Below are 21,577 nucleotides of genomic sequence, written 5' to 3'. Positions count from 1 at the left end.
GACGCTGCGGCGGTATTTGGGCGGGACGCTGTGAAGGGAAGGGGAGGTCATGGGGAAGGGGGCGGGAATGGGGGCGGGCACGCAGTTGGTGATCTTCGATTGCGATGGGGTCCTGGTCGACAGCGAACCGATCTCCATCGCCGTCCTGGTCGAGGGCATCCGCGCCGCCGGCGCGGTGATCGACGAGAGCGTCGCCTACCGGCGCTTCCTCGGCCGCTCGCTGGGCTCCATCGGGTCGATCCTGCTGGAGGAATACGGCCTGTGTTTCGACGCGGCGCACCAGGAGGCGATGCGCGCGCGGCTGTTCGACCGCTTCCGCGCCGCTCTGCAACCCATTCCCGGCGTGGCGGACACGCTGTCCCGCCTCGGCCGGCGCCGCTGCGTCGCGTCGTCCAGCCAGCCGGACCGCATCCGGCTGTCCCTGACCGTGACCGGTCTTCTGGAATATTTTGATGGGAACATCTACAGTTCGGCCATGGTGAAGAGCGGCAAGCCGGCGCCCGACCTGTTCCTTCATGCCGCCCAGGGAATGGGGGCCGACCCGGCCGGCTGCGTCGTCGTCGAGGACAGCCCCGCCGGCATCGAGGCGGCCAAGCGGGCCGGCATGCGGGTGTTCGCCTTCGTCGGCGGGTCGCACGCCGAACCGGCGGGCTTGCGGCGAACCGTCGAGGCGCTGGCGCCCGATCTGGTCTTCGACGACATGCGCCAGTTGCCGCGTCTGCTGGATGGGGGCCGGTTGGACGGGGAGGCCGCGCGGGAGACGGTCTGATGCGCGATCTTGTGTGCGCGGTGGATGTGGGGACGACCAGCGCGCGGGCCGGCATCCTGGATCGGACCGGCGCCCTGCTGGCGCGGGCGGAGCATCCGCTCCGGCTGTCCCGGCCGCGCCCGGACCACGCCGAACATGATTCGGAGGATGTCTGGCGGGCGGTGTGCCGCGCCGTCGCGGCCGCCCGCGTCAAGGCCGGCGCCGGGGCGGAGCGCGTCGCCGCCATCGCCTGGGACGCCACCTGCTCGCTGGTGGTGCGGGGCGAGCAGGGACGCCAAGTCAGCGTGTCGGCGGACGGCGGTCCCGACGAGGGACCTGCGGGCGACGGGACCTGCTGGGACACCATGGTGTGGCTCGACCACCGGGCGATGGCGGAGGCCGACGACTGTACGGCGACCGGGCACCGGGTGCTGAGCCATCTGGGCGGCGTCATGTCGCCCGAAATGCAGACGCCGAAGCTGATGTGGCTGAAACGCCATCGCCCCGACCGTTGGCGCGACGCCCGGCTGTTCTTCGACCTTGCCGATTTCCTGTCCTGGCGGGCCTGCGGCTCGACGGCGCGGTCGCAATGCACGCTGACCTGCAAATGGACCTATCTCGCCCACGCCGACGGCTGGCAGCGCGACTTCTTCGAAGGGCTGGGCGTCGGCGACCTGCTGGAACAGGGCGGGCTGCCGGCGCGGGCGACGCCGGTCGGCACCGCGCTGGGGCATCTGACCGAGCGGGCGGCCCGCGAACTGACGCTCGACACCTCCTGTGTCGTCGGCGCCGGGCTGGTCGACGCCTTCGCCGGCGCGCTCGGCGTCGTCGGCGGCCATGCCGAGGGCTCGGACGACCGGCGCGCCGCCCTGATCACCGGCACGTCGAGCTGCATCACCGGCTTCTCGCGCCGGCCGCGCTCGGCGCCGGGGGTCTGGGGACCCTATTTCGGCGCGGTCCTCCCGGAACACTGGCTGGTCGAAAGCGGGCAGTCGGCGACCGGCGCCCTGCTTGACCATGTCATCCAGGTTTTCGGTGGGACACCGCCCAGCGCGGCGGCGCACGCCGCCATCATCGCCCGCATCACCGCGATGCGCCGCGATCCGGACGCCGATCTCGGCCGCGATCTGCACATCCTGCCGGACTTCCACGGCAACCGCTCGCCCTTCGCCGATCCGCACGCGCGCGGCGTGATCAGCGGCCTGACGCTCGACAGCTCCTTCGACGGGCTGTGCCGGGTCTATTGGCGGACGGCGGTCGCCATCGCGCTGGGGGTGCGCCACATCCTGGAGGGGCTGGCCGATCACGGCTACCCGATCGACGCGCTGCATGTGGCGGGCGGCCACAGCCGCAACCCGCTGCTGATGGAGCTGTACGCCGACGCCACCAAGGCCGCCATCCACGAGACGACGGCCGCCGACGCGGTGCTGTCGGGCACGGCGATGGTCGCCGCGACCGCCGCCGGCTGGTACGGCAGCCTCGCCGAGTCGGCGCGGGCCATGCAGCAGCCCTGCCACCGCCGCGCCGCCAACCCGGCCAGCGCCGCCGGCTACGAGCGGGACTACCGGATTTTCCGGCGCATGCACGCGCACCGGCTGGAACTCCAGGAGCTTGGTCGCGGCTGACGGCGGTCCGCCGCCTTGACGAGGGCGGCGGCGACACCCGACGCCGTCCCGGGCGGGATCAGCGTCCGGCCTCAATCAGCGTCCGGCCTCAGGCATCGGCGGTTCGGCGCACACCTCCCGCACGCAGCCGCGCAGCCAGCGATGCGCCGGATCGGCGTCCATCCGCGGGTGCCACAGCAGCGAGATGGTGACCTCCGGCAGGATGAGCGGGAGCGGGAAGCTGTGCAGGCCGACGCGCAGGGTGCCGGTGTAGCGTTCGGGGACGCTGGCGATCAGGTCGGAGGCGCGCGCCAGGGCCAGGGCCTCGGAAAACCCGCCGACCACCGTCACGATCTCCCGCCTCAGCCCCGCCGCGTTCAGGGCATCGTCGATCGGCCCGCGGTCGGCCCCGCGGCGGGAGACGAGGATGTGCCGGCCCGCCGCGTAGAGCGCCGGTGTGACCGCCGCCCCGGACAGTGGGTGACCCGGCCGGACGACGCCGACGAAGCGGTCGCGGAACAGCGCCTGCGCCCGCAACTCCGGCCCGGTGGCATCGCCGACGACGCCGGTTTCCAGATCGACGCTGCCGTCGCGCAAGGTCGCGCTGTCGCGGTCCGGCTTCGGCACGAAGCGCAGCCGGACGCCCGGCGCCTGTTCGCCGACACGCGCGATCAGGGCTGGCCCGAAATTCTCGACGAAGCCCTCGCGGTTCCGGAGCGTGAAGGTCCGGGCCAGCCGCGTCAGGTCGAGCGTCTCCGCGGGGCGCAGGACGGCCTCCACCTCCTGCACCAGCGGACCGAGGCGCCCGCGAAGCTCCAGCGCCCGCGGTGTCGGCACCAGACCGCGCCCGGCGCGCACCAGCAACGGGTCGCCGGTGACCTCGCGCAACCGTGCCAGCGCGCGGCTCATCGCCGACGGGCTGAGCCGCAGCCGCCGGGCGGCGCGGGCGACGCTGCCCTCGGCAAGCAGCACGTCGAGGGTGAGGAGCAGGTTGAAATCGGGGTGCGTCATCGACCGACCATAGCACGGGCGGTACGCCGGGACATGGCGCTGGATGCACGAATACACTGCAAACCGTGCGTGTTCCGCCATCCTTGGCACGGGCCTAACGTTCCTCATCGCTCCGACTTTCAGAGCCAACAGGGGACACCGCCCATGACGACACCACCGATTGCCGGGAACCACGACGCCATGACGGGACGCGCACCGCCGCCGATCCTGGGGGCGCTGGGCTGCCTGTCCTTGTCGCTGTTGCTGTCGTCGCTCAGCACCAGCAGCGCCAACATCGCCCTGCCGGCCCTGGCCGCCGCCTTCACCGCCTCGTTCCCGCAGGTCCAGTGGGTCGTCCTCGCCTATCTGCTCGCGATCACCACCCTGATCGTCAGCGTCGGACGGCTGGGCGACATCGTCGGCCGTCGCCGGCTGCTGCTGGCGGGGCTGGTCCTGTTCACCGCGGCCTCGGCCTTGTGCGGCGTCGCGCCGTCGCTCGGGCTGCTGACCGCCGCCCGGGCGGCGCAGGGGCTGGGCGCCGCCATCATGATGGCGCTGGCCATGGCGTTCGTCGGCGAGACGGTGCCCAAGGAGCGGACCGGCAGCGCCATGGGGCTGCTCGGCACCATGTCGGCGGTCGGCACGGCGCTGGGGCCGTCGCTCGGCGGCGTCCTGATCGGCGGGTTCGGCTGGCGGGCGGTCTTCCTGGTCAACCTTCCCCTGGGCCTGCTGGCCGTGGTGCTCGGCCATCGGTTCCTGCCGGGCGACCGCGTGGTGCCGAAGGCGGAGCGCCCCCGCTTCGACGGCGTCGGCACGCTGCTGCTCGCCGGCACGCTCGCCGCCTACGCGCTGGCGATGACGGCCGGGCACGGCCGGTTCGATCGCGTCACCATCGCCCTGTTGCTGGCCGCGGCCCTCGGCGGCTTCCTGTTCCTGCGGGTCGAGGCGCGGGTGGCCTCGCCGCTGATCCGGCCGGCGGCGTTCCGCGACCGGGTGCTGAGCGGCAGCCTCGCCATGAACGCGCTCGTCTCGGCGGTGATGATGGCGACGCTGGTGGTCGGGCCGTTCTACCTCTCCGTCTCGCTCGGGCTGGGCGAGGCGCTGGTCGGGCTGGTCATGTCGGTCGGCCCGCTGATCTCGGCGCTGAGCGGCATCGTCGCCGGCCGAATCGTCGACCGTTTCGGCGCGTCGGTCATGGTCGTCGCCGGGCTCGCCGCGACGGCGGCCGGTGCGCTCGCCCTGTCGGTGCTGCCGTCGCTGTTCGGCGTTGCCGGCTACATCGCGGCCATCGCCGTGCTGACGCCGGGCTACCAGCTGTTCCAGGCCGCCAACAACACCATGGTCATGATGGACGTCGCGGCGGACCGGCGCGGCGTCGTGTCGGGCATGCTGAACCTGTCGCGCAACCTGGGGCTCATCACCGGGGCGTCGGCGATGGGGGCGCTGTTCGCGCTGACGGCGGGGGCGGCCGACATCACCGCGGCACCGCCCGCCGCCGTTGCCGCCGGGATGCGGGCGACCTTCGCCGTCGCGGCGGTCCTGGTCGTCGCCGCCCTCGCCATCGCCGGCCTCAGCCGTGCCGCCGCGGCCCACCGCCCACGAACCGGCGACGCGGTGTGAGCGGTGGGTTCAGCCTCAATCGCCGGCGCGGGCCTCCGCCCACTTGGCTATCGCGGGCATGGGCCCGCGGGGCCGCCGTCGCGGCCCTCCAGCGACACCGGCCGATGACCGGTGCCGCTGGCCTTACAGCTTCGCCGCCGCGTCGAACACCGCGTGGCTGTAGGCGCCCTCCGGCTTCTTGGAGATCACCGGGGTGGACGCGCCCGACATCAGGATGCCGACGGTGCGGTCGAAGTCGGCCGGGTCGAGATAGCCGGTGCCCTTGGCGCCGCCCTCGATCAGCTTGGCGACCTCCTGCATCATGGTGGTCTGGTGCTCTTCGGTCTGGGCGCCGGTGGTGTCGTTCTCCAGCACGATCTTCACCGCTTCGGGCTGGTTCTTGGCGGCGTACTCCCAGCCCTTGGCCGAGGCCTTCACGAACTTCGCCAGCTTGGCGACGATCTTCGGATCGGAGAGCGACTTTTCGGTGGCGTAGAGACCGTCCTCCAGCGTCGCCACACCCTGGTCCTGGTACTTGAAGACGGTCAGCTCGTCGGCCTTCATGCCGGCTTCGATCAGCTGCCAGTATTCATTGTAGGTCATGGTGGAGATGCAGGCCGCCTGCTTCTGCAGCAGCGGGTCGACGTTGAAGCCCTGCTTCAGCACCTTCACGTCCGGGTTGGCGCCCGAGGTGGAATAGCCGAGCTTGCTCATCCAGGACAGGAACGGATACTCGTTGCCGGAGAACCAGACGCCCAGGGTGTGGCCCTTGAAGTCCTTCGGATCCTTGATGTTGGCGTCCTTGCGGCAGGTCAGCATCATGCCCGACGTCTGGAACATCTGGGCGATGTTGACCAGCGGCACGCCCTTTTCGCGGCTGGCCAGCGCCGAGGGCAGCCAGTCGACGATCACGTCGGCGCCGCCGGCGGCGATCACCTGGGTCGGGTTGATGTCGGGACCACCGGCCTTGATCGTCACGTCCAGCCCGGCGTCCTTGTAGAAGCCCTTGGCCGCCGCGACGTAGTAGCCGGCGAACTGGGCCTGGGTCACCCATTTCAGCTGGAGCGTCAGCGGGTCGGCGGCGGCGGCCGGGTCGGCGAAGCCGGTCAGCGCGGTGGCGGCGAGCAGGACGGCGGAGGCAAGGGTCTTCATCGCGTGCGATCCTCTTTTGGCTGGGGTCTGCAAATGGCTTTTTATAAGGACGGACTGTAAAGACGGGCGTCGGGGCCACGTTGATCTTCAGCCCATTGAACAAAAAGGGCAAGGCGCCGCGAGGCTCGGCGTGGCCGGGGCTGGGCGGCTGGCACGGGGGTCCTGGTCCCTTCGCGTTGGCCTCTCTCGCCGGAACGGCAGCAAGAAGCGAGCCAGACCGGGCGCCGCGCCGCGGCTGCCACGCCAACCCGTTGATTTCAAAGGTGGGAAACCTGTCCGACCGGACAGGACCTGACGGAACGGACAGCGCCGGGCCGGTTCGGGTGGGGGGCGGCCGCACATTCTCCGGGCTGCCGTCGCCGGTCTGGTCAAATTTTGGGCGGCGGGACGGCAGCAAACCGGAGCTTGCCAGCCGTGCGGCGTCCCCGCTAACTGGTGGGCCGACCGACGGACTGACCGGATCTCATGATCGACAGTTTTCTGCTCGCCTTCACCGCGCTGTTCTCGATCGTCAACCCGATCGCGATGGCGCTGATCTTCAGCCAGGTGACGGCGGAGCGCAGCCGGCGCGACCGGGCGCGGCTGGCCGGCCTGGTCAGCCTCTATTCCGCCATCGTCATGCTGACCGCGCTGTGGGCGGGTGCCTATGTGCTGAACTTCTTCGGCGTGTCGATGGCGGCGCTGCGGATCGCCGGCGGCTTCATCGTGGCGGAACGCGCCTGGGCGCTGCTGTCCGCCCCGGAAACCCACGAGGCGCGCAAGCAGGAGCAGGCCGCCTCGGCCGGGGAGGGCGAGGGCGTCGCCGAATCGGCCTTCTTCCCGCTGACCATCCCCTTCACCACCGGGCCCGGCACCATCTCGGTCGCCATCGCGCTGGGCTCCACCCGCCCGACCCGCGGCGGCGGGCTGGTGGAGTTCTTCATCGGCATGTCGGGGGCGGCGCTGGCGATCGCCGGGCTGATCTGGCTGTCCTACCGCTCGGCCGACCACATCGTCGCCTTCCTCGGGCCGACGCGGGTGCGGGTGCTGACCCGGCTGTTCGCCTTCCTGCTGTTCTGCGTCGGCGTCCAGATCCTGCTGACCGGTGTTCTGGACGCCTTCCCGCTGTTGTCGCAGAAGAACTGAGCCGGAGGATCAAACCGCCTTCGGCCGCAGGTCCTGCACCCGCTTGGCCTTGCCGATCGACCGGGCGATGCCGCCCGGTTCGACGACCTCGACCCGGGTGTTGATGCCGATCAACGACTTGATCGAGTGCTGCAGGTGCTTGGCGTGGCCGTCCCATTCCGACGGGTGGACGCCCTCGTGCATCTCCACCCGGACGGCGAGGTTGTCCATGTGGCCGTCGCGCGTCACCACCAGTTCGTAGTGGGGGGCGAGCGCCGGGATCTTGCAGATCAGCTCCTCGACCTGGGTCGGGAAGACGTTCACGCCGCGGATGATGAGCATGTCGTCCGACCGCCCGGTGATCTTGTCCATCCGCCGCATGCCGCGGGACGTCGGCGGCAGCAGCCGGGTCAGGTCGCGGGTGCGGTAGCGGATGACCGGCATGCCCTGCTTGGTCAGGGTGGTGAAGACCAGCTCGCCGTAGGAGCCGTCGGGCAGCACCTCGCCGGTGTCGGGGTCGATGATCTCGGGATAGAAATGGTCCTCCCAGATCACCGGGCCGTCCTTGGTCTCCACGCATTCCGAGGCGACGCCGGGCCCCATCACCTCCGACAGGCCGTAGATGTCGACGGCGTGGATGTTGAAGGTGCGCTCGATCTCCTCGCGCAGCGCGGCGGTCCAGGGCTCGGCGCCGAAGATGCCGACGCGCAGGCTGGTGCTGCGCGGGTCGATGCCCTGGCGGCGCATCTCGTCGGCGATGTTCAGCATGTAGGACGGCGTGACCATGATGATGGTCGGCTGGAAGTCCTGGATCAGCTGGACCTGCTTCTCGGTCTGGCCGCCCGACATCGGGATGACGGAGCAGCCCAGCCGCTCCGCGCCGTAATGGGCGCCCAGGCCGCCGGTGAACAGGCCATAGCCGTAGGCGATGTGCACCCGGTCGCGGCGCGAGCCGCCGGCGGCGCGGATGGAGCGGGCGACGACCTCCGCCCACACGTCGATGTCGCCCTGGGTGTAGCCGACCACCGTCGGCCGGCCGGTGGTGCCGCTGGAGGCGTGGACGCGGACGATGTCGTCCATCGGCACGGCGAACATGCCGAAGGGATAGGCTTGGCGCAGGTCGTCCTTCACGGTGAAGGGGAACAGCGCCAGGTCCTTCAGCTCCTTGAAGTCGTCGGGATGAACGCCCTTCGCCTCGCACTTGGCGCGGAAGGGCGGGACGTTGTCGTAAGAGTGGCGCAGCGACCAGGCCAGCCGCTCGGTCTGCATCGCCGTGATCTCGTCACGGCTGGCCATTTCGTAGCGGTCCAGGCCGCCCTGGGCGGCGGCGGTCTGATCCATGCCGCCCTTGGTGCTGGCGGCGGGCGCGGTCTCGGTCATGATGGACGACATGGTGCGTTTCTCCCGTTGTCATGGTTCCGGCGCTTTCCGGCCGGTGTGGCGTCGAACCCGCCCGATCAGACCCGTTCGAGCATCATGGCGATGCCCTGGCCGACGCCGATGCACATGGTGCAGAGCGCCCGCGCCGCCTTGCGGTCTTCCAGCTCCATCACCGCGGTGGCGACCAGACGGGTGCCGCTGGCGCCCAGCGGGTGGCCGAGCGCGATGGCGCCGCCGTTGGGGTTCACATGCTCCGCGTCGTCCGGCAGACCCAGCATGCGCAGCACGGCCAGCCCCTGCGCCGCGAAGGCCTCGTTCAGCTCGATCACGTCGACGTCGGCGATGGTGAGGCCGAGGCGGGCCAGCAGCTTCTGCGTCGCCGGGGCCGGGCCGATGCCCATCACGCGCGGCGCGACACCGGCCACCGCGGTGCCGACGATGCGGGCGCGCGGGGTCAGGCCATAGCGCTTCACCGCGTCTTCCGACGCCACGATCACCGCGGCGGCGCCGTCGTTGACACCGGACGCGTTGCCGGCGGTGACGCTGCCGCCCTCCTTGCGGAAGGGGGTGCCGAGCTTGGCCAGCGCCTCCAGCGTCGTGTCGGGGCGCAGATGCTCGTCGGCGGCGATCACCGTCGGCTCACCCTTGCGGCGCGGGATGCTGACCGGGACGATCTCGCGGGCGAGGCGGCCGGATTCCTGGGCGCGGCCGGCGCGCTGCTGGCTGCGGACGGCGAAGGCGTCCTGGTCGGCGCGGCTGATGCCGTAGTCGGCGGCGACGTTCTCCGCCGTCTCCGGCATGCTGTCGATGCCGAAGCGGGCCTTCATCAGCGGATTGACGAAGCGCCAGCCGATGGTGGTGTCGAAGATCTCGGCCTGGCGGGAGAAGGCGCTGTCCGACTTGCCCATGACGAAGGGGGCGCGGGTCATGCTCTCGACGCCGCCGGCGATCATCAACTCGGCCTCGCCCGCCTTGATGGCGCGGGCGGCCATGCCGATGCTGTCCATGCCGGAGCCGCACAGGCGGTTGACCGTGGTGCCGGGAACGCCGTCGGGCAGTCCCGCCAGCAGCGTCGCCATGCGGGCGACGTTGCGGTTGTCCTCGCCGGCCTGGTTGGCGCAGCCGAGGATGACGTCGTCCACGGCCGACCATTCGACGCCGGGGTTGCGCTCCATCAGCGCCTTCAGCGGCACGGCGGCGAGGTCGTCGGGGCGCACCGGGGCCAGCCCGCCGCCATAACGGCCGAAGGGGGTGCGGACGGCGTCGCAGAGAAAGGCTTCACGCATGGTTGGCTCCCGAAACTATCAGATGGGGATCGTGACCGTGGCCGCCAGGGGCAGCTATTCGACCGGGATCACGGTCCCCGCAATGCGCGCCGACTGGCCGCGGAACAGGCCGACCACCGTGCCGTCCTGGTTGGTGACGGTGACGTCGTAGACGCCGGAGCGGCCACGCTTGTGCACCTCCCGGCATTCGGCGGTCAGCACGTCGCCCAGCCGCGCCGGGGCCGGGAAGGTGATGGAGCAGCCCGCGGCCACCGTCACCTCGTTCGCCGCGTTGCAGGCGTAGGCGAAGGCGGTGTCGGCCAGCGTGAAGGTCATGCCGCCATGGCCGATGTCGTGGCCGTTCACCATGTCCTTGCGCACGGTCATCGCCATGCGGGCGTAGCCGGGGGCAATCTCCAGCAGCTCGATGCCATGGGCCTGGGCGCAATGGTCGCGCTCGTACATGCCGCGGCCGACCGCTTCGGCGAGGCTTTGGGGATCGGTGTGGGTCTCAGCCATGGAAGCGGTTTCCTCCGGAAATCTTGCGGCGCAGCAGGGCCGACGCGCGGTAACGGTCTTCGCCATAGGTGCGGGCCAGGGCGTCGAGCACGGCCAGCACATGGGGCAGCCCGATGCGGTCGGCCCAGGCCAGCGGCCCCAGCGGGTAGTTCACGCCCTTGGTCATCGCGGTGTCGACGTCGGCGGCGCTGGCGACGCCCTGCATCGCCGCGTCGGCCGCCTCGTTGGCGAGCATGGCGACGGTGCGCATCACCACCAGACCGGGGGCGTCGTCGATCACCGACACCGCCTTGCCCAGCGCCTGGAACAGGCCGGCCGCGGCGGCAAGCGCGTCCGCCGGCGCGCCGTCGGCGGGGGCCAGCGCGACACGGGTCGCCTTGGCGTAGTCCAGCGCCAGATCGAACAGCACCAGCGGGGCGATGCCGTCCTCCGCCGCACGGGCGGTGGCGGTGCGGCCGTCGGTCAGGGCCAGCGTGACGCCATCCACCAGCAGGACGCCGGGGCCGGCGGTTTCCTCGACCGCGATGCCGGCTTCGCGCAGCAGCCCGACCAGCGCTGCGGCGGGGCCGAGGTCGCCCTGCACCGTCACCCGCCCCGGCTTGGCGGCCGGTTCGGCGGTGTGCGGCGCCGGCTTGGCGGCGCCGGGGCTGTGGTTGTAGAAACCGCGGCCGGTCTTGCGGCCGAGACGCCCGGCCTCCACCAGCTCCTGCTGGATCAGCGAGGGCTGGAAGCGCGGGTCGCCGAAATAGGCGGCGTGGACCGAGCGGGTGACCGCGAAGTTCACGTCATGGCCGATCAGGTCCATCAGCTCGAACGGCCCCATGCGGAAGCCGCCGGCCTCGCGGGCGACGGCGTCGATGGTGGCGGGGGCGGCCGCCTGCTCCTGCACCAACCGCAGCCCTTCGGCGTAGAAGGGGCGGGCGACGCGGTTGACGATGAAGCCGGGAGTCGAGCGGCAGCGCACCGGGCTCTTGCCCCAGCCCTTCGCGGTGTCGAACAGTGTGTCGAGCACGCCTGAGTCGGTGGCCAGCCCGCTGACGATCTCCACCAGCGCCATCAGCGGCGCCGGGTTGAAGAAATGCAGCCCGGCCAGCCGCTCCGGCCGCTGCACCCCGGCGCCGATGGCGGTGACGGACAGCGACGAGGTGTTGGTGGCGAGGATGGCATCCGGTCCGACAATGCCCTCCAGCTCGGCGAACAGGCGGCGCTTGACGTCGAGATCCTCGACGATGGCCTCCACCACCAGCCCGGCGGGGGCGAGGTCGGGCAGGCCGTTGACGGCGCGCAGACGGTCGACCGTGGCGTCGCGCTCCGCCACCGTGCGCTTGCCCTTGTCGACCAGCGCGGTCAGCGCCTTGGCGATCGACTCGACGGCGGCCTGCGCGGCACCGGGGCGGGTGTCGACCAGCAGGACCGGGTGGCCGGCCTGGGCCGCGACCTGGGCGATGCCCTGGCCCATGGCGCCGGCGCCGACCACCGCGATGGTGACGGAGGGATCGAGCGCCGCCATCACCGTCCCTCGAACTTCGGCGCGCGCTTCTCGACGAAGGCGGCAACGCCCTCGCGATAGTCCTGCGTGCGGCCGGCCTCGCGCTGGAGGTCGCGTTCCAGGTCCAGCTGGGTGTCGAGGTCGTTGGCGGAGGAGGCGTTGAGCGCCTGCTTGATAAGGGCGAGACCGCGCGTCGGCTGGGTGGCCAGCTGGCGGGCGAGCGCGCCGGCCTCGGCCATCAGCGTGTCGTCGTCCACCGCCTTCCAGATCATGCCCCAGGCTTCCGCCTGCTCGGCCGAGACCTTGTCGCCCAGCATGGCGAGGCCCATGGCGCGGGCATGGCCGACCAGACGCGGCAGGGTCCAGGTGCCGCCGCTGTCGGGGATCAGCCCGATCTTGCAGAAGGCTTGGATGAAGCTGGCCGACCGCGCCGCCAGGACGATGTCGCAGGCCAGAGCGATGTTGGCGCCCGCCCCGGCGGCGACGCCGTTGACGGCGCAGACCACCGGCATCGGCAGGGCGCGCAAGGACCGGACCAGCGGGTTGTAGTTGGTCTCGATCGACACGCCGAGATCGGGACCCTGGGCGCCCGGCGCGACGGCGCGATCGGACAGGTCCTGCCCGGCGCAGAAGCCGCGCCCGGCGCCGGTCAGCAGCAGGCAGCGCACGGCCTTGTCGTCGCGCACCTCGCCGACGGCCTCGCGCAGTTCCTCATGCATCGCCGCGGTGAAGCTGTTCAGCCGGTCCGGCCGGTTCAGCGTGATGGTGGCGACGCCGTCGGCGATGGCCAGGAGGATGGTTTTGTCGCTCATTGCGCGGTCTCCAGCACCGGAACGCGGCTCTGCACCACGCGGAAGCGGTTGGCGACGAAGGCGAGGTCGCACAGCGCGGCATTCGCCGCTGGGTTGGCGCCGGTGCCGTGGAAGTCGCTGTAGGCCGCCGACTGGTTGACGAAGACGCCGCCGGTCAGGTTGACCGACAGGGCGACGCCGGCCTCGACGAACAGGTCGGTCGCCTGCTCGATCAACTGCGGGTCGGTGCTGTAGAGGCCGGTGGTCAGCGCCCCCTTGGTGCGGGTCAGGCGGGCGGCGCGCTCCAGGCTGTCGGCGGTGCTGTCGGTCTTCACGATGATGGAGATCGGGCCGAACAGCTCATGGCCGTACTTGCCCTCGTCGGCCGCGTCCATGGTCAGGATCAGCGGCGTGCGGATGCGGGCTTGCCCGAACTTCGGGTGGGTGATGGCGCGCGACGGCAGGACGACGGTGCCGAGCTTGGCGGCCTCGTCGATGCGGGCCAGCGTGGCGTCGGACTGGATGGCGCCTAGCACCTCCACCGCGCGTTCCGGGTCGGACAGGAACTTGTCGACGCCGCCGGCCAGCGCCGCGACGACCTGATCGAAGCTCATCCGTTCCGGCCCGGCCTGGATGCCGTCCTTGGGCACGAAGATGACCTGGGTCGTCGTGCACATCTGCCCCGAATAGAGGCTGAGCGTGAAGGCGAGGTTGCGCACCATGCCCTTGGGATCGTCGGTGCTGTCGATCACCACCGTGTTGACGCCGGCCTTCTCGGTGTAGACCTGGGCCTGGCGGGCGTTCTGCTCCAGCCAGTCGCCGAAGCCGGTGGAGCCGGTGTAGTCGATCACCGCCACCTCCGGCCGCAGCGCCAGATCCTTGGCGACGGTGTCGCCGATGGCCAGCGTGACGAGGTTGGGGTCGAGACCGCAGTCCGCCAGCACCTCGCGGGCGATCTTCACCGTGATGGCGAGCGGCAGGATGGCGGTCGGGCCGGGCTTCACCACCACGGCGTTGCCGGTGACGAGGCTGGCGAACAGGCCGGGATAGCCGTTCCAGGTCGGGAAGGTGGCGCAGCCGATGACCAGCCCGACGCCGCGGCCGACCACCTCGAAGCGCTTGTCCATCACCAGCGGCGGGTTCTTGCCCTGCGGCTTTTCCCAGCGGGCCGTCGGGGTCTGGTCGGTCATCGCCTTCCAGCCATAGGCCACCGCCTCCAGCCCGCGGTCCTGGGCGTGCGGGGCGCCGGCCTGGAACGCCATCATGAAGGCCTGGCCGGTGGTGTGCATCACCGCGTTGGCGATCTCGAAGCTGCGCGCGTTCAGCCGCTTCAGGATCTCGATGCAGACGCCGGCGCGGCCGTTCGGCCCGGCCTTGCGCCAGCCCGGCATCGCCGCCTTGCCCGCCTTCAGCAGCGCATCGATGTCCGACACCGGGTAGGTGATGCCGAGGTCGAAGCCGAAGGGCGAGCGCTCGCCCCCCGCGGTGCCGGTGACGCCGGGCTGGTCGAGGGTGAAGGGCTTGTCGCGGTAGGCGGCGAAGGCCGCCTCGCCATCGGCCGCCGCCGTCTCGCCATAGGCGCGCGGGCTCGGCATCTCGGGGAAGGCCGCCCAGTAGGCGCGGCTGCGGCAGGCGTCCACCGCCTGACGGAGCGTCGCCTCATGCGTCTCGAACAGGCCCAGTGGCGTCAGATGCGGAGTGCTGGTCATGGCGGGGCGTTTCCTTATTGTCGTTGGGCAGGCGGTGGGGCGTCAGGCGGCGTCGAAGTCGATGACGACCCGTTCGGTCAGCGGGCGCGACTGGCAGGTCAGGACATAGCCGGCCTCGACCTCCCACGGCTCCAGCGAGTAGTTCTCGGCCATCTCCACCTTGCCTTCGCGGACCTTGGCGCGGCAGGTGCAGCAGACGCCGGACTTGCAGGAATAGGGCAGGTCGGCACCGTGGCGGTGGGCGGCGTCGAGGATGCTCTCGCCGTCATAGGGCAGCGTGAATTCCTTGCGCTTGCCGTCCTGCAGGATGGCGATGGTCGCCGCGTCGGTCGGGGTGTCGGCGGCGGCCTTCTTCGCGGCGGGGCGTGCGGCGGTCGTCGTGCCGAACAGCTCGACATGGATGTTGGCGGCGGGTGTGCCGCAGGCGGCCAGCGCGTCGCGCACCTCCTCCACCATCGGCTGGGGACCGCAGAGGAAGGCGGCGTCGATGTCCTCCGCCGTCAGCGGGCCATCGCACAGCGCGCGCACCAGCTCGGCGCCGATGCGGCCACGCAGAAGCCCGGCTTCCTCCGGCTCGCGGCTCAGCACATGGTGGATGACCAGCCGGCCCATGTAGCGGTTCTTCAGATCCTCCAGCTCTTCCCGGAAGATGATGGAGGAGACGGTGCGGTTGCCGTAGACCAGCACGAAGCGGCTCTTCGGTTCCTGCGCCAGCACGGTCTTCACGATCGACAGCACCGGCGTGATGCCGCTGCCGGCGGCGAAGGCGACGTAGGTGCGGGCCGCCTCCGGGTCGATGGGGGTGTGGAAGCGCCCCATCGGCGTCATCACGTCGAGCACCGCGCCGGGCGCCAGCGACTGGTTGGCGTGGGTGGAGAACAGGCCGCCATCGACCTTCTTCACCGCGACGCGCAACTCGCCCTCGTCCACGCCGGAGCAGATGGAGTAGGAGCGCCGCACCTCCTCGTCGCCGATGCGGGTCTTGAGGGTGAGGTACTGGCCCTGGATGAAGCGGAAGCGGTCGGCGAGATCGGCCGGCACGTCGAAGGCGATCGACACGGTGTCCGCGGTCTCCCGCCGGCACTCGCGGATGGTCAGCGGGTGGAAGCTGGGGGTGGTCATGGGCTCGGGATCCTTGTGGAGCAGACGCGACGAGGCCCCCTCCCCAACCCTCCCCCGCTGGCGCGGGAGAGGGGACTGCCGCCGTTTTGGCGCGTGCTCCCTCTCCCGCGAAGCGGGGGAGGGTTGGGGAGGGGGCAAACGCCGCGACCACTCATCAATGGCATTTGAACACGTCGAACGGTTCGAGGCAGGCGTTGCAGGCGTGCAGCGCCTTGCAGGCGGTGGAACCGAAGCGGCTGATCTGGCGGGTGTCGTGCGAGCCGCAGCGCGGGCAGGCGATCACCTCGTCCGGCGCCGTCAGCGACCGCTTGCCGGAGTGCGGCGGCGGGACGATGCCGACCTCGGCCAGCTTTTCCCGGCCGGTGTCGCTGATCCAGTCGGTCGTCCAGGGCGGGGCGATCACCACCGACACGGCGGCGTCCAGCCCGGCGCGGGCCAGCGCGGTTTCCGCTTCCAGCACGATCACGTTGGTCGCCGGGCAGCCGGAATAGGTCGGCGTGAGATCCACCGACAGCCGGCCTTGCGCGTCGGCCGACACCGCGCGGACGATGCCGAGATCGACGATGCTCAGCACCGGGATCTCCGGATCCATCACCCCGGCCAGGGCGTCCCAGGCGGCCTTCACGCCCGCGTCGGCGCCCGGTTCCGGTCCCCAGCAGCCCGCTGCATCCGGCATTACGCCCTCACCACGTCGCGTCGGGATAGGCGCGCGGCAGGAACTGCATCTCGGCCAGCAGATAGCCCAGATGCTCGCTGTGCTCGCCGCGGCGGCCGCCCTTCTGCATCCAGCCGTCGGCCGGGCGGTCCAGCGTCGCCTCCTCCAGCACCGCTTCGACGCGGGCGGTCCAGGCCGCCTTCAGCTCGGCCGGGTCGGGGATGATGCCGGCGGCGACCAGCGCCTGTTCGGCCTCGTCGCGCTCGAACATCTCGCCGGTGTAGGGCCAGAGCCGGCCGAGCGCGTCGGCGACCTTGGCGTGGCTGACGTCGGTACCGTCGCCCAGCCGGACCAGCCAGTCGCCGCTGTGGCGGACATGGTAGCGCACCTCCTTCACCGCCTTGGCGGCGATGCCGGCCAGGGTGGCGTCGGTCGAGGCGCAGAGCCGCCCGTACAGCTCCACCGCCCAGGCGTCGTGCAGGAACTGGCGGACGATGGTGTGGCCGAAGTCGCGGTTGGGCTGTTCGACCAGCAGGTGGTTGCGGTAGTCGAAGACGTCGCGCCGGTAGGCGAGGCGGTCCTCGTCGCGGCCCTTGCCCTCCAGCTCGCCGGCGTAGGTCAGCAGCATCCGGGCATGGCCGACGAGGTCGAGCGCGACGTTGGTCAGCGCGATGTCCTCCTCCAGCTCCGGCGCGTGGCCGCACCATTCCGACAGCCGGTGCCCCAGCACCAGCGAGGTGTCGCCCAGCCGCAGCGTGGTGGCGAAGAGCGCTTCTTTGAGATCCGTGCTCATCAGATGTTCTTCACGTCTGCCGGGATGTCGTAGAAGGTCGGGTGGCGGTAGACCTTGTCATCGGCCGGTTCGAACAGGCTGGCCTTGTCCGAGGGATCCGACGCCGCGATGCTGGCGGCCGGGACCGCCCAGATGCTGACCCCTTCGCCGCGGCGGGTGTAGACGTCGCGGGCGTTGTCGAGCGCCATGTGGGCGTCGGCGGCGTGCAGGCTGCCGACATGCTTGTGCGACAACCCGTTCTTCGGCCGGATGAAGATCTCGAACAGCGGCCAGTCTTTACGGTCCATGGTCTCGTCCCCTCGGATTTCTTTGGTCAGCCGGCCTTCTTCAGGGCGCGCTGCTTGCGTTTGGCGGCGTGGGCGGATGCTGCGTCCCGCACCCAGGCGCCGTCGTCCCACGCCTGGCGGCGGGCCTCGATGCGCTCGCGGTTGCAGGGGCCGTTGCCCTTCAGGATCTCGTTGAACTCGGTCCAGTCGATGGCGCCGAACTCGTAATGGCCGGTCTCGGCGTTCAGGCGCAGCTCCGGGTCCGGGATGGTCAGGCCGAGGAACTCCGCCTGCGGCACGGTGGCGTCGACGAAGCGCTGGCGCAGCTCGTCGTTGGAGAAGCGCTTGATCTTCCACGCCATGTTCTGCGCGGAGTGGGCGGACTGGTCGTCCGACGGACCGAACATCATCAGCGACGGCCACCACCAGCGGTTCAGCGCGTCCTGCGCCATCCGCTTCTGCTCCGGCGTGCCCTGGGCCAGCGCCAGCATCAGCTCGTAGCCCTGGCGCTGGTGGAAGCTCTCCTCGCGGCAGATGCGGACCATGGCGCGGGCATAGGGCCCGTAGGAGCAGCGGCAGAGCGGCACCTGGTTCATGATCGCCGCACCGTCGACCAGCCAGCCGATGGCGCCGATGTCGGCCCAGGTCGGCGTCGGGTAGTTGAAGATGCTGGAGTATTTGGCCTTGCCGGACAGCAGTTGCCCGACCAGCTCGTCGCGCGACACGCCCAGCGTCTCCGCCGCGCTGTAGAGGTACAGGCCGTGCCCGCCCTCGTCCTGGACCTTGGCCAGCAAGGCGACCTTGCGGCGCAGGGTCGGCGCGCGGGTGACCCAGTTGCCTTCCGGCAGCATGCCGACGATTTCCGAATGGGCGTGCTGCGAGATCTGGCGGACCAGCGTGCGGCGGTAGCCCTCCGGCATCCAGTCGCGCGGCTCGATCTTCTCCTCGGCGTCGACGCGCGCCTGGAAGCGGCCCTGAAGGCGGATTTCGTCGTCCGTCACCAGCCGGGGAGACGGCTGAGCGCCCTGGTCGGTCTTGGCATCCAAACCCTGCGTGTACATCGGCGTCCCCGAGATGGATTGAACGTCCAGCGAACAATGTGTGTGCGGAAAATATGATACAGATCAAAGACTGTAAAGCGAAAATATGTGTCGCTTTGGTGCCGGCTCCTGCCCTGCCGGAGAAAATTCAATGAAATCAGCTCTATAAGCCGAGTTATCCCGAAGAGGGAGAGCCTGCGATCCCGCCGGTTTTGATTGAAGGCGGCGGACAGCGATACAGGAATGTGCGTCTGTCGCCGCTTTTGTGCGGTGCGGGGAACGGTGGGCCGGGCGGGGGTGGATGGGCCGGCGCTATGGTTGACGAAAACGCTGTGTTTTGAGACCGCGGCCATCGGCCTCGGCCGGTGCCGCCATACGTTGCGGGAGGCCCGGCCAGAATTCCGGCGGGTTAATACATCCATTCGCACCAATCATCGCGCGACTCTCAAAAGATCCGCCCGGCGACGGCTGGAGGGGCGACAGTCCTGGCAAGACATCCGGCCCGGCCCGATGGTGCGGGACGGTGCAACCATTTGTTTCGGGCCCGGAAATCGGCGGCCGGCGGCCGCGATGCCGTCTCCGGGTTTATTTTCCTTCGATAATCTTGCAATCGATTGGCGAACCGACACCGCGCGCCGCGCCGCTGCTTAGCGGTCCGGCTCCGTGCCGGGGGCGAGCGGCTGCGGGCGGAACCGCACCAGGAAACGGGTGCCGGGGCCGGCGTCCTCGACCGTCAGCCGGGCGTCGAGCTGCCGCGTCAGCCCGGTCAGCAACCGCATGCCCAGGCTCTTGGGCTTGCCGGTCATCGCCTCCGCCGGCATGCCGGGGCCATGGTCGCGCACGCTGATGGTGACGAGCCCCTCGGCGTCCATCCCAAGCCCGACCTCGATGGTCCAGTCGTCGGCGTTGGTGGTGCGCGGCTGTCCATGCTTCAGCGCGTTGGTGACCAGCTCGTTGACCATCAGCCCGAGCGGGACCGCCTGGTCGGTCGGCAGGTCCATCGCATCGGCGGCGACCCGGATGCGCCAGAGCGGCTGGCTGGCCGGAGCCGACTGTTGCAGATCGGCGCAGAGCGCGCGGAGATAGGCGGCGATCTCCACCCGCTGGACGTCGGAGGTCTGGTAGAGCTGGTCATGCACGCGGGCGATGGCGTGCAGCCGCGCCACCGTGTCGGTCAACTGCTGCCGGGTGTCCGGCGATTCGACGATCTGCCGCTGCATCTGCACCAGCGACGCCGCCAGTTGCAGGCTGTTCTTCAGGCGGTGGTTGACCTCGCGCAGCAGCAGGTCGCGCTGGGCCAGCGCCTGGGTGCGCTCGGAGACATGCTCCTCCAGCTCGATGTTGGTGCGGCGCAGCCGTCCGGCCAGCGCGGTCAGGGCGTTCCGGCTCGCCTCGTCGGCGGTCGACCAGCGCAGCAGCACCAGGGCGATGACCGCCAGCAGCACCGACACCATCAGGTCGAGCGCCAGGGCCGGTGGCGCGGTCGCCATCCAGCGGTCCAGCACCGCCCGCCCGGTCGCCGTCACCTCCACCAGCAGGGGGTGGTCCCCGACCATCCGGCGGACGGTCGCCCCCGCCGGCTCGCCATCCGGCCGGGACAGCACCGCCATGTCCTGCCCGTCCCGGTGCCGCCAGCGGATGCGGCTGACGTCGCCCATGAGCGGACGAGCGGTGTCCCGCATCAGGTCGGCGGCGATCTCCGCCGGCCGGACCGACAGGGTGGCCACACCGGCGAAACCGCCGTCCGGGCGGTTCAGGCGGTGGCTCAGCACCAGGATGGCGGAGCCGTCGACGATGGAGGACAGCGGGGTGCTGATCTCCAGCCCGTTGTGGCCGCCCGCGCCACGCTCCGCGTGGACGGTGAAGTAGGGCCGGTCGGCGATGCTCAGGCCCGGCGCCAGATTGCTTTCGGTGGTGGCGAGCGGCCGCGCCGCGGTGTCCCACAGGCCCAGCCGGACCACCGGCGGCAGCAGGGTGCGCAGCCGCCGCAGCTCCGCCGACACCCGCGGGGCGCTGGCCGGATCGGCCCAGTCGGTGTCTTCCCCCAGCCGCGTCACCCGGTCGAGCAGCACGGCCGCCGCCTGGATCACCAGCTTGGTGCGGTCGGCCAGCGAGTCGGCCTGCACCTCCAGCGCGGCGAGCACGTCGCGCTCCGCCCGCTGGTGGAAGTCATAGGCGGCGACGGCCAGCGCCACCGCGACGACGCCCGCCGACAGCCCGGCGCCCAGCCCCAGCCGCCGCGCCATGCGGCGCAGGCGCGGTGACGGCAACCTGTCCGCCTTGACGGTCTGCCCGGCGTCGTGCGGCGGTCCCGCCAGCGTCACGCCTTCGGTCTTTCGGCGTCGTCATGCGGCGCGTGCCGGGGCCGGACGTCGGAAAAGGCGCGCTCCAGACGCCGCGGCGCGTGGATCAGGTGCAGGTACAACTCGTCGAACTGGCCGACCGAGGCGAGCTGGCGAACGTCGTTGACGGTGATCCGCTGGCCGTTCAGGTCGATCAGCCCGCTGTCGCGCAGCCGCCGCAAGGTGCGGTTGATGTGGACGATGCTGAGCCCGAGCGCGTCGGCCAGGATCTCCTGGGTGACCGGCAGCACGAAATGGCCGTCGGTGGCCATGTTGACGACGCTGAGCCGCCGCAGCAGCTCGACGATCAGGTGGGCGGTGCGTTCCAGCGCGGTGCGCCGGCCCAGGCTGAGCAGCCGTTCGGCGAGGATCGCCTCCTCCCGCGCGCCGGACCAGGCGAGCGCCGCCGCCAGCCGCGGGAAGGAGCGGAACAGCTCGCCGAGCCGTTCCGGCGGGAAGCTCGCCACCTCGACCGCCGTCAGCGTGGTGACGCTGTGGTCGGCCGATTCGAACAGCGTGCAGTACATGCCAATGATGTCGCCGGGCAGAACAAAGTTCACGACCTGCCGGCGCCCGTCCGGCAAGGCCTTGTGACGGATCGCCCAGCCGTCCCGCATGATCCGGACGTCGCGATACCGTTCGCCCTGTTGGAGGAGGTCGGTGCGCGGCGGTTGCCTGGAGGTCGTGTTCTCCAGATCGGTGAGGTACATCTTTTCCTCATCCGACAGGACGAGGTAGCTGCTCAATTTGAGCCACAATGGAGTGGGTTCCGGCACTCGGCTCGCCGGGGCGCGAGTCATGATCGTCTCTTTGCCTTCTTTGTCCTAATATTCAGTGCCTAAGGAACGGACTCGCTGCTAACCCTGTTCCGAGCGGTCTCGCACGATTAAGGCTTTCGACGAAGGCGGCTACAACATAGGTTAAGGGGACTAAGATTTTTCTCGAACACCGTGCGACGGCCCCAGGACCCGGCTGTTGTTCCTATGTCTTCGGGCAATGCCGGTGGGAA

19 protein-coding genes are annotated in these 21,577 nt (G+C 70.6%); 4 read left to right on the top strand and 15 right to left on the bottom strand.

Annotated features, from left to right (window positions below):
- Positions 1–67: 67 nt before the first annotated feature.
- Together TSO352_RS08450 and TSO352_RS08445 are read left to right on the top strand one after the other, a co-directional pair.
- Positions 68–769, top strand: a complete 702-nt coding sequence (locus tag TSO352_RS08450) for an HAD family hydrolase (protein WP_109106903.1) — start codon at positions 68–70, stop codon at positions 767–769.
- A complete protein-coding gene (locus TSO352_RS08445; protein ID WP_109106902.1) occupies positions 769–2,373 on the top strand; it encodes an FGGY-family carbohydrate kinase in 1,605 nt (534 codons plus the stop codon). The genes TSO352_RS08450 and TSO352_RS08445 overlap by 1 nt, the downstream gene beginning before the upstream one ends.
- 75 nt (positions 2,374–2,448) lie before the next feature.
- Here the strand turns inward: TSO352_RS08445 and TSO352_RS08440 are convergent, their stop codons facing one another.
- The gene (locus TSO352_RS08440; RefSeq protein WP_109106901.1) at positions 2,449–3,363 is read right to left on the bottom strand and encodes a LysR family transcriptional regulator; all 915 of its coding nucleotides are present in this window, start codon (positions 3,361–3,363) and stop codon (positions 2,449–2,451) included.
- A gap of 180 nt (positions 3,364–3,543) precedes the next feature.
- Here TSO352_RS08440 and TSO352_RS08435 point away from each other — a divergent pair, with 180 nt between their 5' ends.
- Positions 3,544–4,962 (top strand): MFS transporter, encoded by a 1,419-nt coding sequence (locus TSO352_RS08435; protein ID WP_199231540.1) that lies wholly within the window; start codon positions 3,544–3,546, stop codon positions 4,960–4,962.
- 123 nt (positions 4,963–5,085) lie between these two features.
- On the opposite strand, the gene TSO352_RS08430 is transcribed toward TSO352_RS08435, so the two are convergent.
- Positions 5,086–6,093 (bottom strand): ABC transporter substrate-binding protein, encoded by a 1,008-nt coding sequence (locus TSO352_RS08430; RefSeq protein ID WP_109106899.1) that lies wholly within the window; start codon positions 6,091–6,093, stop codon positions 5,086–5,088.
- A gap of 465 nt (positions 6,094–6,558) precedes the next feature.
- Here TSO352_RS08430 and TSO352_RS08425 point away from each other — a divergent pair, with 465 nt between their 5' ends.
- Entirely contained in the window at positions 6,559–7,218 is a 660-nt protein-coding gene (locus TSO352_RS08425; protein WP_109106898.1) for a MarC family protein, read from the top strand.
- A 9-nt stretch (positions 7,219–7,227) separates the two neighbouring features.
- Here TSO352_RS08425 and paaK read toward each other — a convergent pair whose 3' ends face one another.
- The 13 genes from paaK to TSO352_RS08360 all read right to left on the bottom strand — a co-directional run bounded on the left by paaK (position 7,228) and on the right by TSO352_RS08360 (position 21,314).
- Entirely contained in the window at positions 7,228–8,538 is a 1,311-nt protein-coding gene (gene paaK, locus TSO352_RS08420; protein WP_109107366.1) for a phenylacetate--CoA ligase PaaK, read from the bottom strand.
- Positions 8,539–8,654: 116 nt separating this feature from the next.
- On the bottom strand, positions 8,655–9,863 hold the full coding sequence (gene pcaF, locus TSO352_RS08415) for a 3-oxoadipyl-CoA thiolase (RefSeq protein ID WP_109106897.1): 1,209 nt from the start codon (positions 9,861–9,863) through the stop codon (positions 8,655–8,657).
- A gap of 54 nt (positions 9,864–9,917) precedes the next feature.
- The gene (paaI, locus tag TSO352_RS08410) at positions 9,918–10,361 is read right to left on the bottom strand and encodes a hydroxyphenylacetyl-CoA thioesterase PaaI (RefSeq protein ID WP_109106896.1); all 444 of its coding nucleotides are present in this window, start codon (positions 10,359–10,361) and stop codon (positions 9,918–9,920) included.
- The gene (gene paaH / locus TSO352_RS08405; RefSeq protein WP_109106895.1) at positions 10,354–11,871 is read right to left on the bottom strand and encodes a 3-hydroxyacyl-CoA dehydrogenase PaaH; all 1,518 of its coding nucleotides are present in this window, start codon (positions 11,869–11,871) and stop codon (positions 10,354–10,356) included. Before paaH ends, paaI begins: the two co-directional genes overlap by 8 nt.
- Positions 11,871–12,662, bottom strand: a complete 792-nt coding sequence (gene paaG / locus TSO352_RS08400) for a 2-(1,2-epoxy-1,2-dihydrophenyl)acetyl-CoA isomerase PaaG (protein WP_109106894.1) — start codon at positions 12,660–12,662, stop codon at positions 11,871–11,873. The genes paaH and paaG overlap by 1 nt, the downstream gene beginning before the upstream one ends.
- Positions 12,659–14,350 carry a phenylacetic acid degradation protein PaaN gene (gene paaN, locus TSO352_RS08395; RefSeq protein ID WP_109106893.1) on the bottom strand — a complete coding sequence of 564 codons (1,692 nt, stop codon included), beginning with the start codon at positions 14,348–14,350 and terminating at the stop codon, positions 12,659–12,661. The genes paaG and paaN overlap by 4 nt, the downstream gene beginning before the upstream one ends.
- Before the next feature lie 42 nt (positions 14,351–14,392).
- The gene (gene paaE / locus TSO352_RS08390) at positions 14,393–15,472 is read right to left on the bottom strand and encodes a 1,2-phenylacetyl-CoA epoxidase subunit PaaE (RefSeq protein ID WP_109106892.1); all 1,080 of its coding nucleotides are present in this window, start codon (positions 15,470–15,472) and stop codon (positions 14,393–14,395) included.
- A gap of 154 nt (positions 15,473–15,626) precedes the next feature.
- The gene (gene paaD / locus TSO352_RS08385; RefSeq protein WP_109106891.1) at positions 15,627–16,148 is read right to left on the bottom strand and encodes a 1,2-phenylacetyl-CoA epoxidase subunit PaaD; all 522 of its coding nucleotides are present in this window, start codon (positions 16,146–16,148) and stop codon (positions 15,627–15,629) included.
- Positions 16,149–16,155: 7 nt separating this feature from the next.
- Complete coding sequence (paaC, locus tag TSO352_RS08380; protein WP_109106890.1) at positions 16,156–16,920, bottom strand: 1,2-phenylacetyl-CoA epoxidase subunit PaaC; 765 nt, start codon at positions 16,918–16,920, stop codon at positions 16,156–16,158.
- Positions 16,920–17,207 carry a 1,2-phenylacetyl-CoA epoxidase subunit PaaB gene (paaB, locus tag TSO352_RS08375; RefSeq protein WP_109106889.1) on the bottom strand — a complete coding sequence of 96 codons (288 nt, stop codon included), beginning with the start codon at positions 17,205–17,207 and terminating at the stop codon, positions 16,920–16,922. Before paaB ends, paaC begins: the two co-directional genes overlap by 1 nt.
- Before the next feature lie 26 nt (positions 17,208–17,233).
- Entirely contained in the window at positions 17,234–18,247 is a 1,014-nt protein-coding gene (gene paaA / locus TSO352_RS08370; RefSeq protein WP_109106888.1) for a 1,2-phenylacetyl-CoA epoxidase subunit PaaA, read from the bottom strand.
- 626 nt (positions 18,248–18,873) lie between these two features.
- Entirely contained in the window at positions 18,874–20,550 is a 1,677-nt protein-coding gene (locus tag TSO352_RS08365) for a sensor histidine kinase (protein WP_109106887.1), read from the bottom strand.
- Complete coding sequence (locus TSO352_RS08360; RefSeq protein WP_158284554.1) at positions 20,547–21,314, bottom strand: Crp/Fnr family transcriptional regulator; 768 nt, start codon at positions 21,312–21,314, stop codon at positions 20,547–20,549. The genes TSO352_RS08365 and TSO352_RS08360 overlap by 4 nt, the downstream gene beginning before the upstream one ends.
- Positions 21,315–21,577: the final 263 nt, after the last annotated feature.

The organism is Azospirillum sp. TSO35-2, from assembly GCF_003116095.1.
Classification (GTDB): Bacteria; Pseudomonadota; Alphaproteobacteria; order Azospirillales; family Azospirillaceae; genus Azospirillum.
This window is presented reverse-complemented; position numbering and strand designations above follow the sequence as displayed.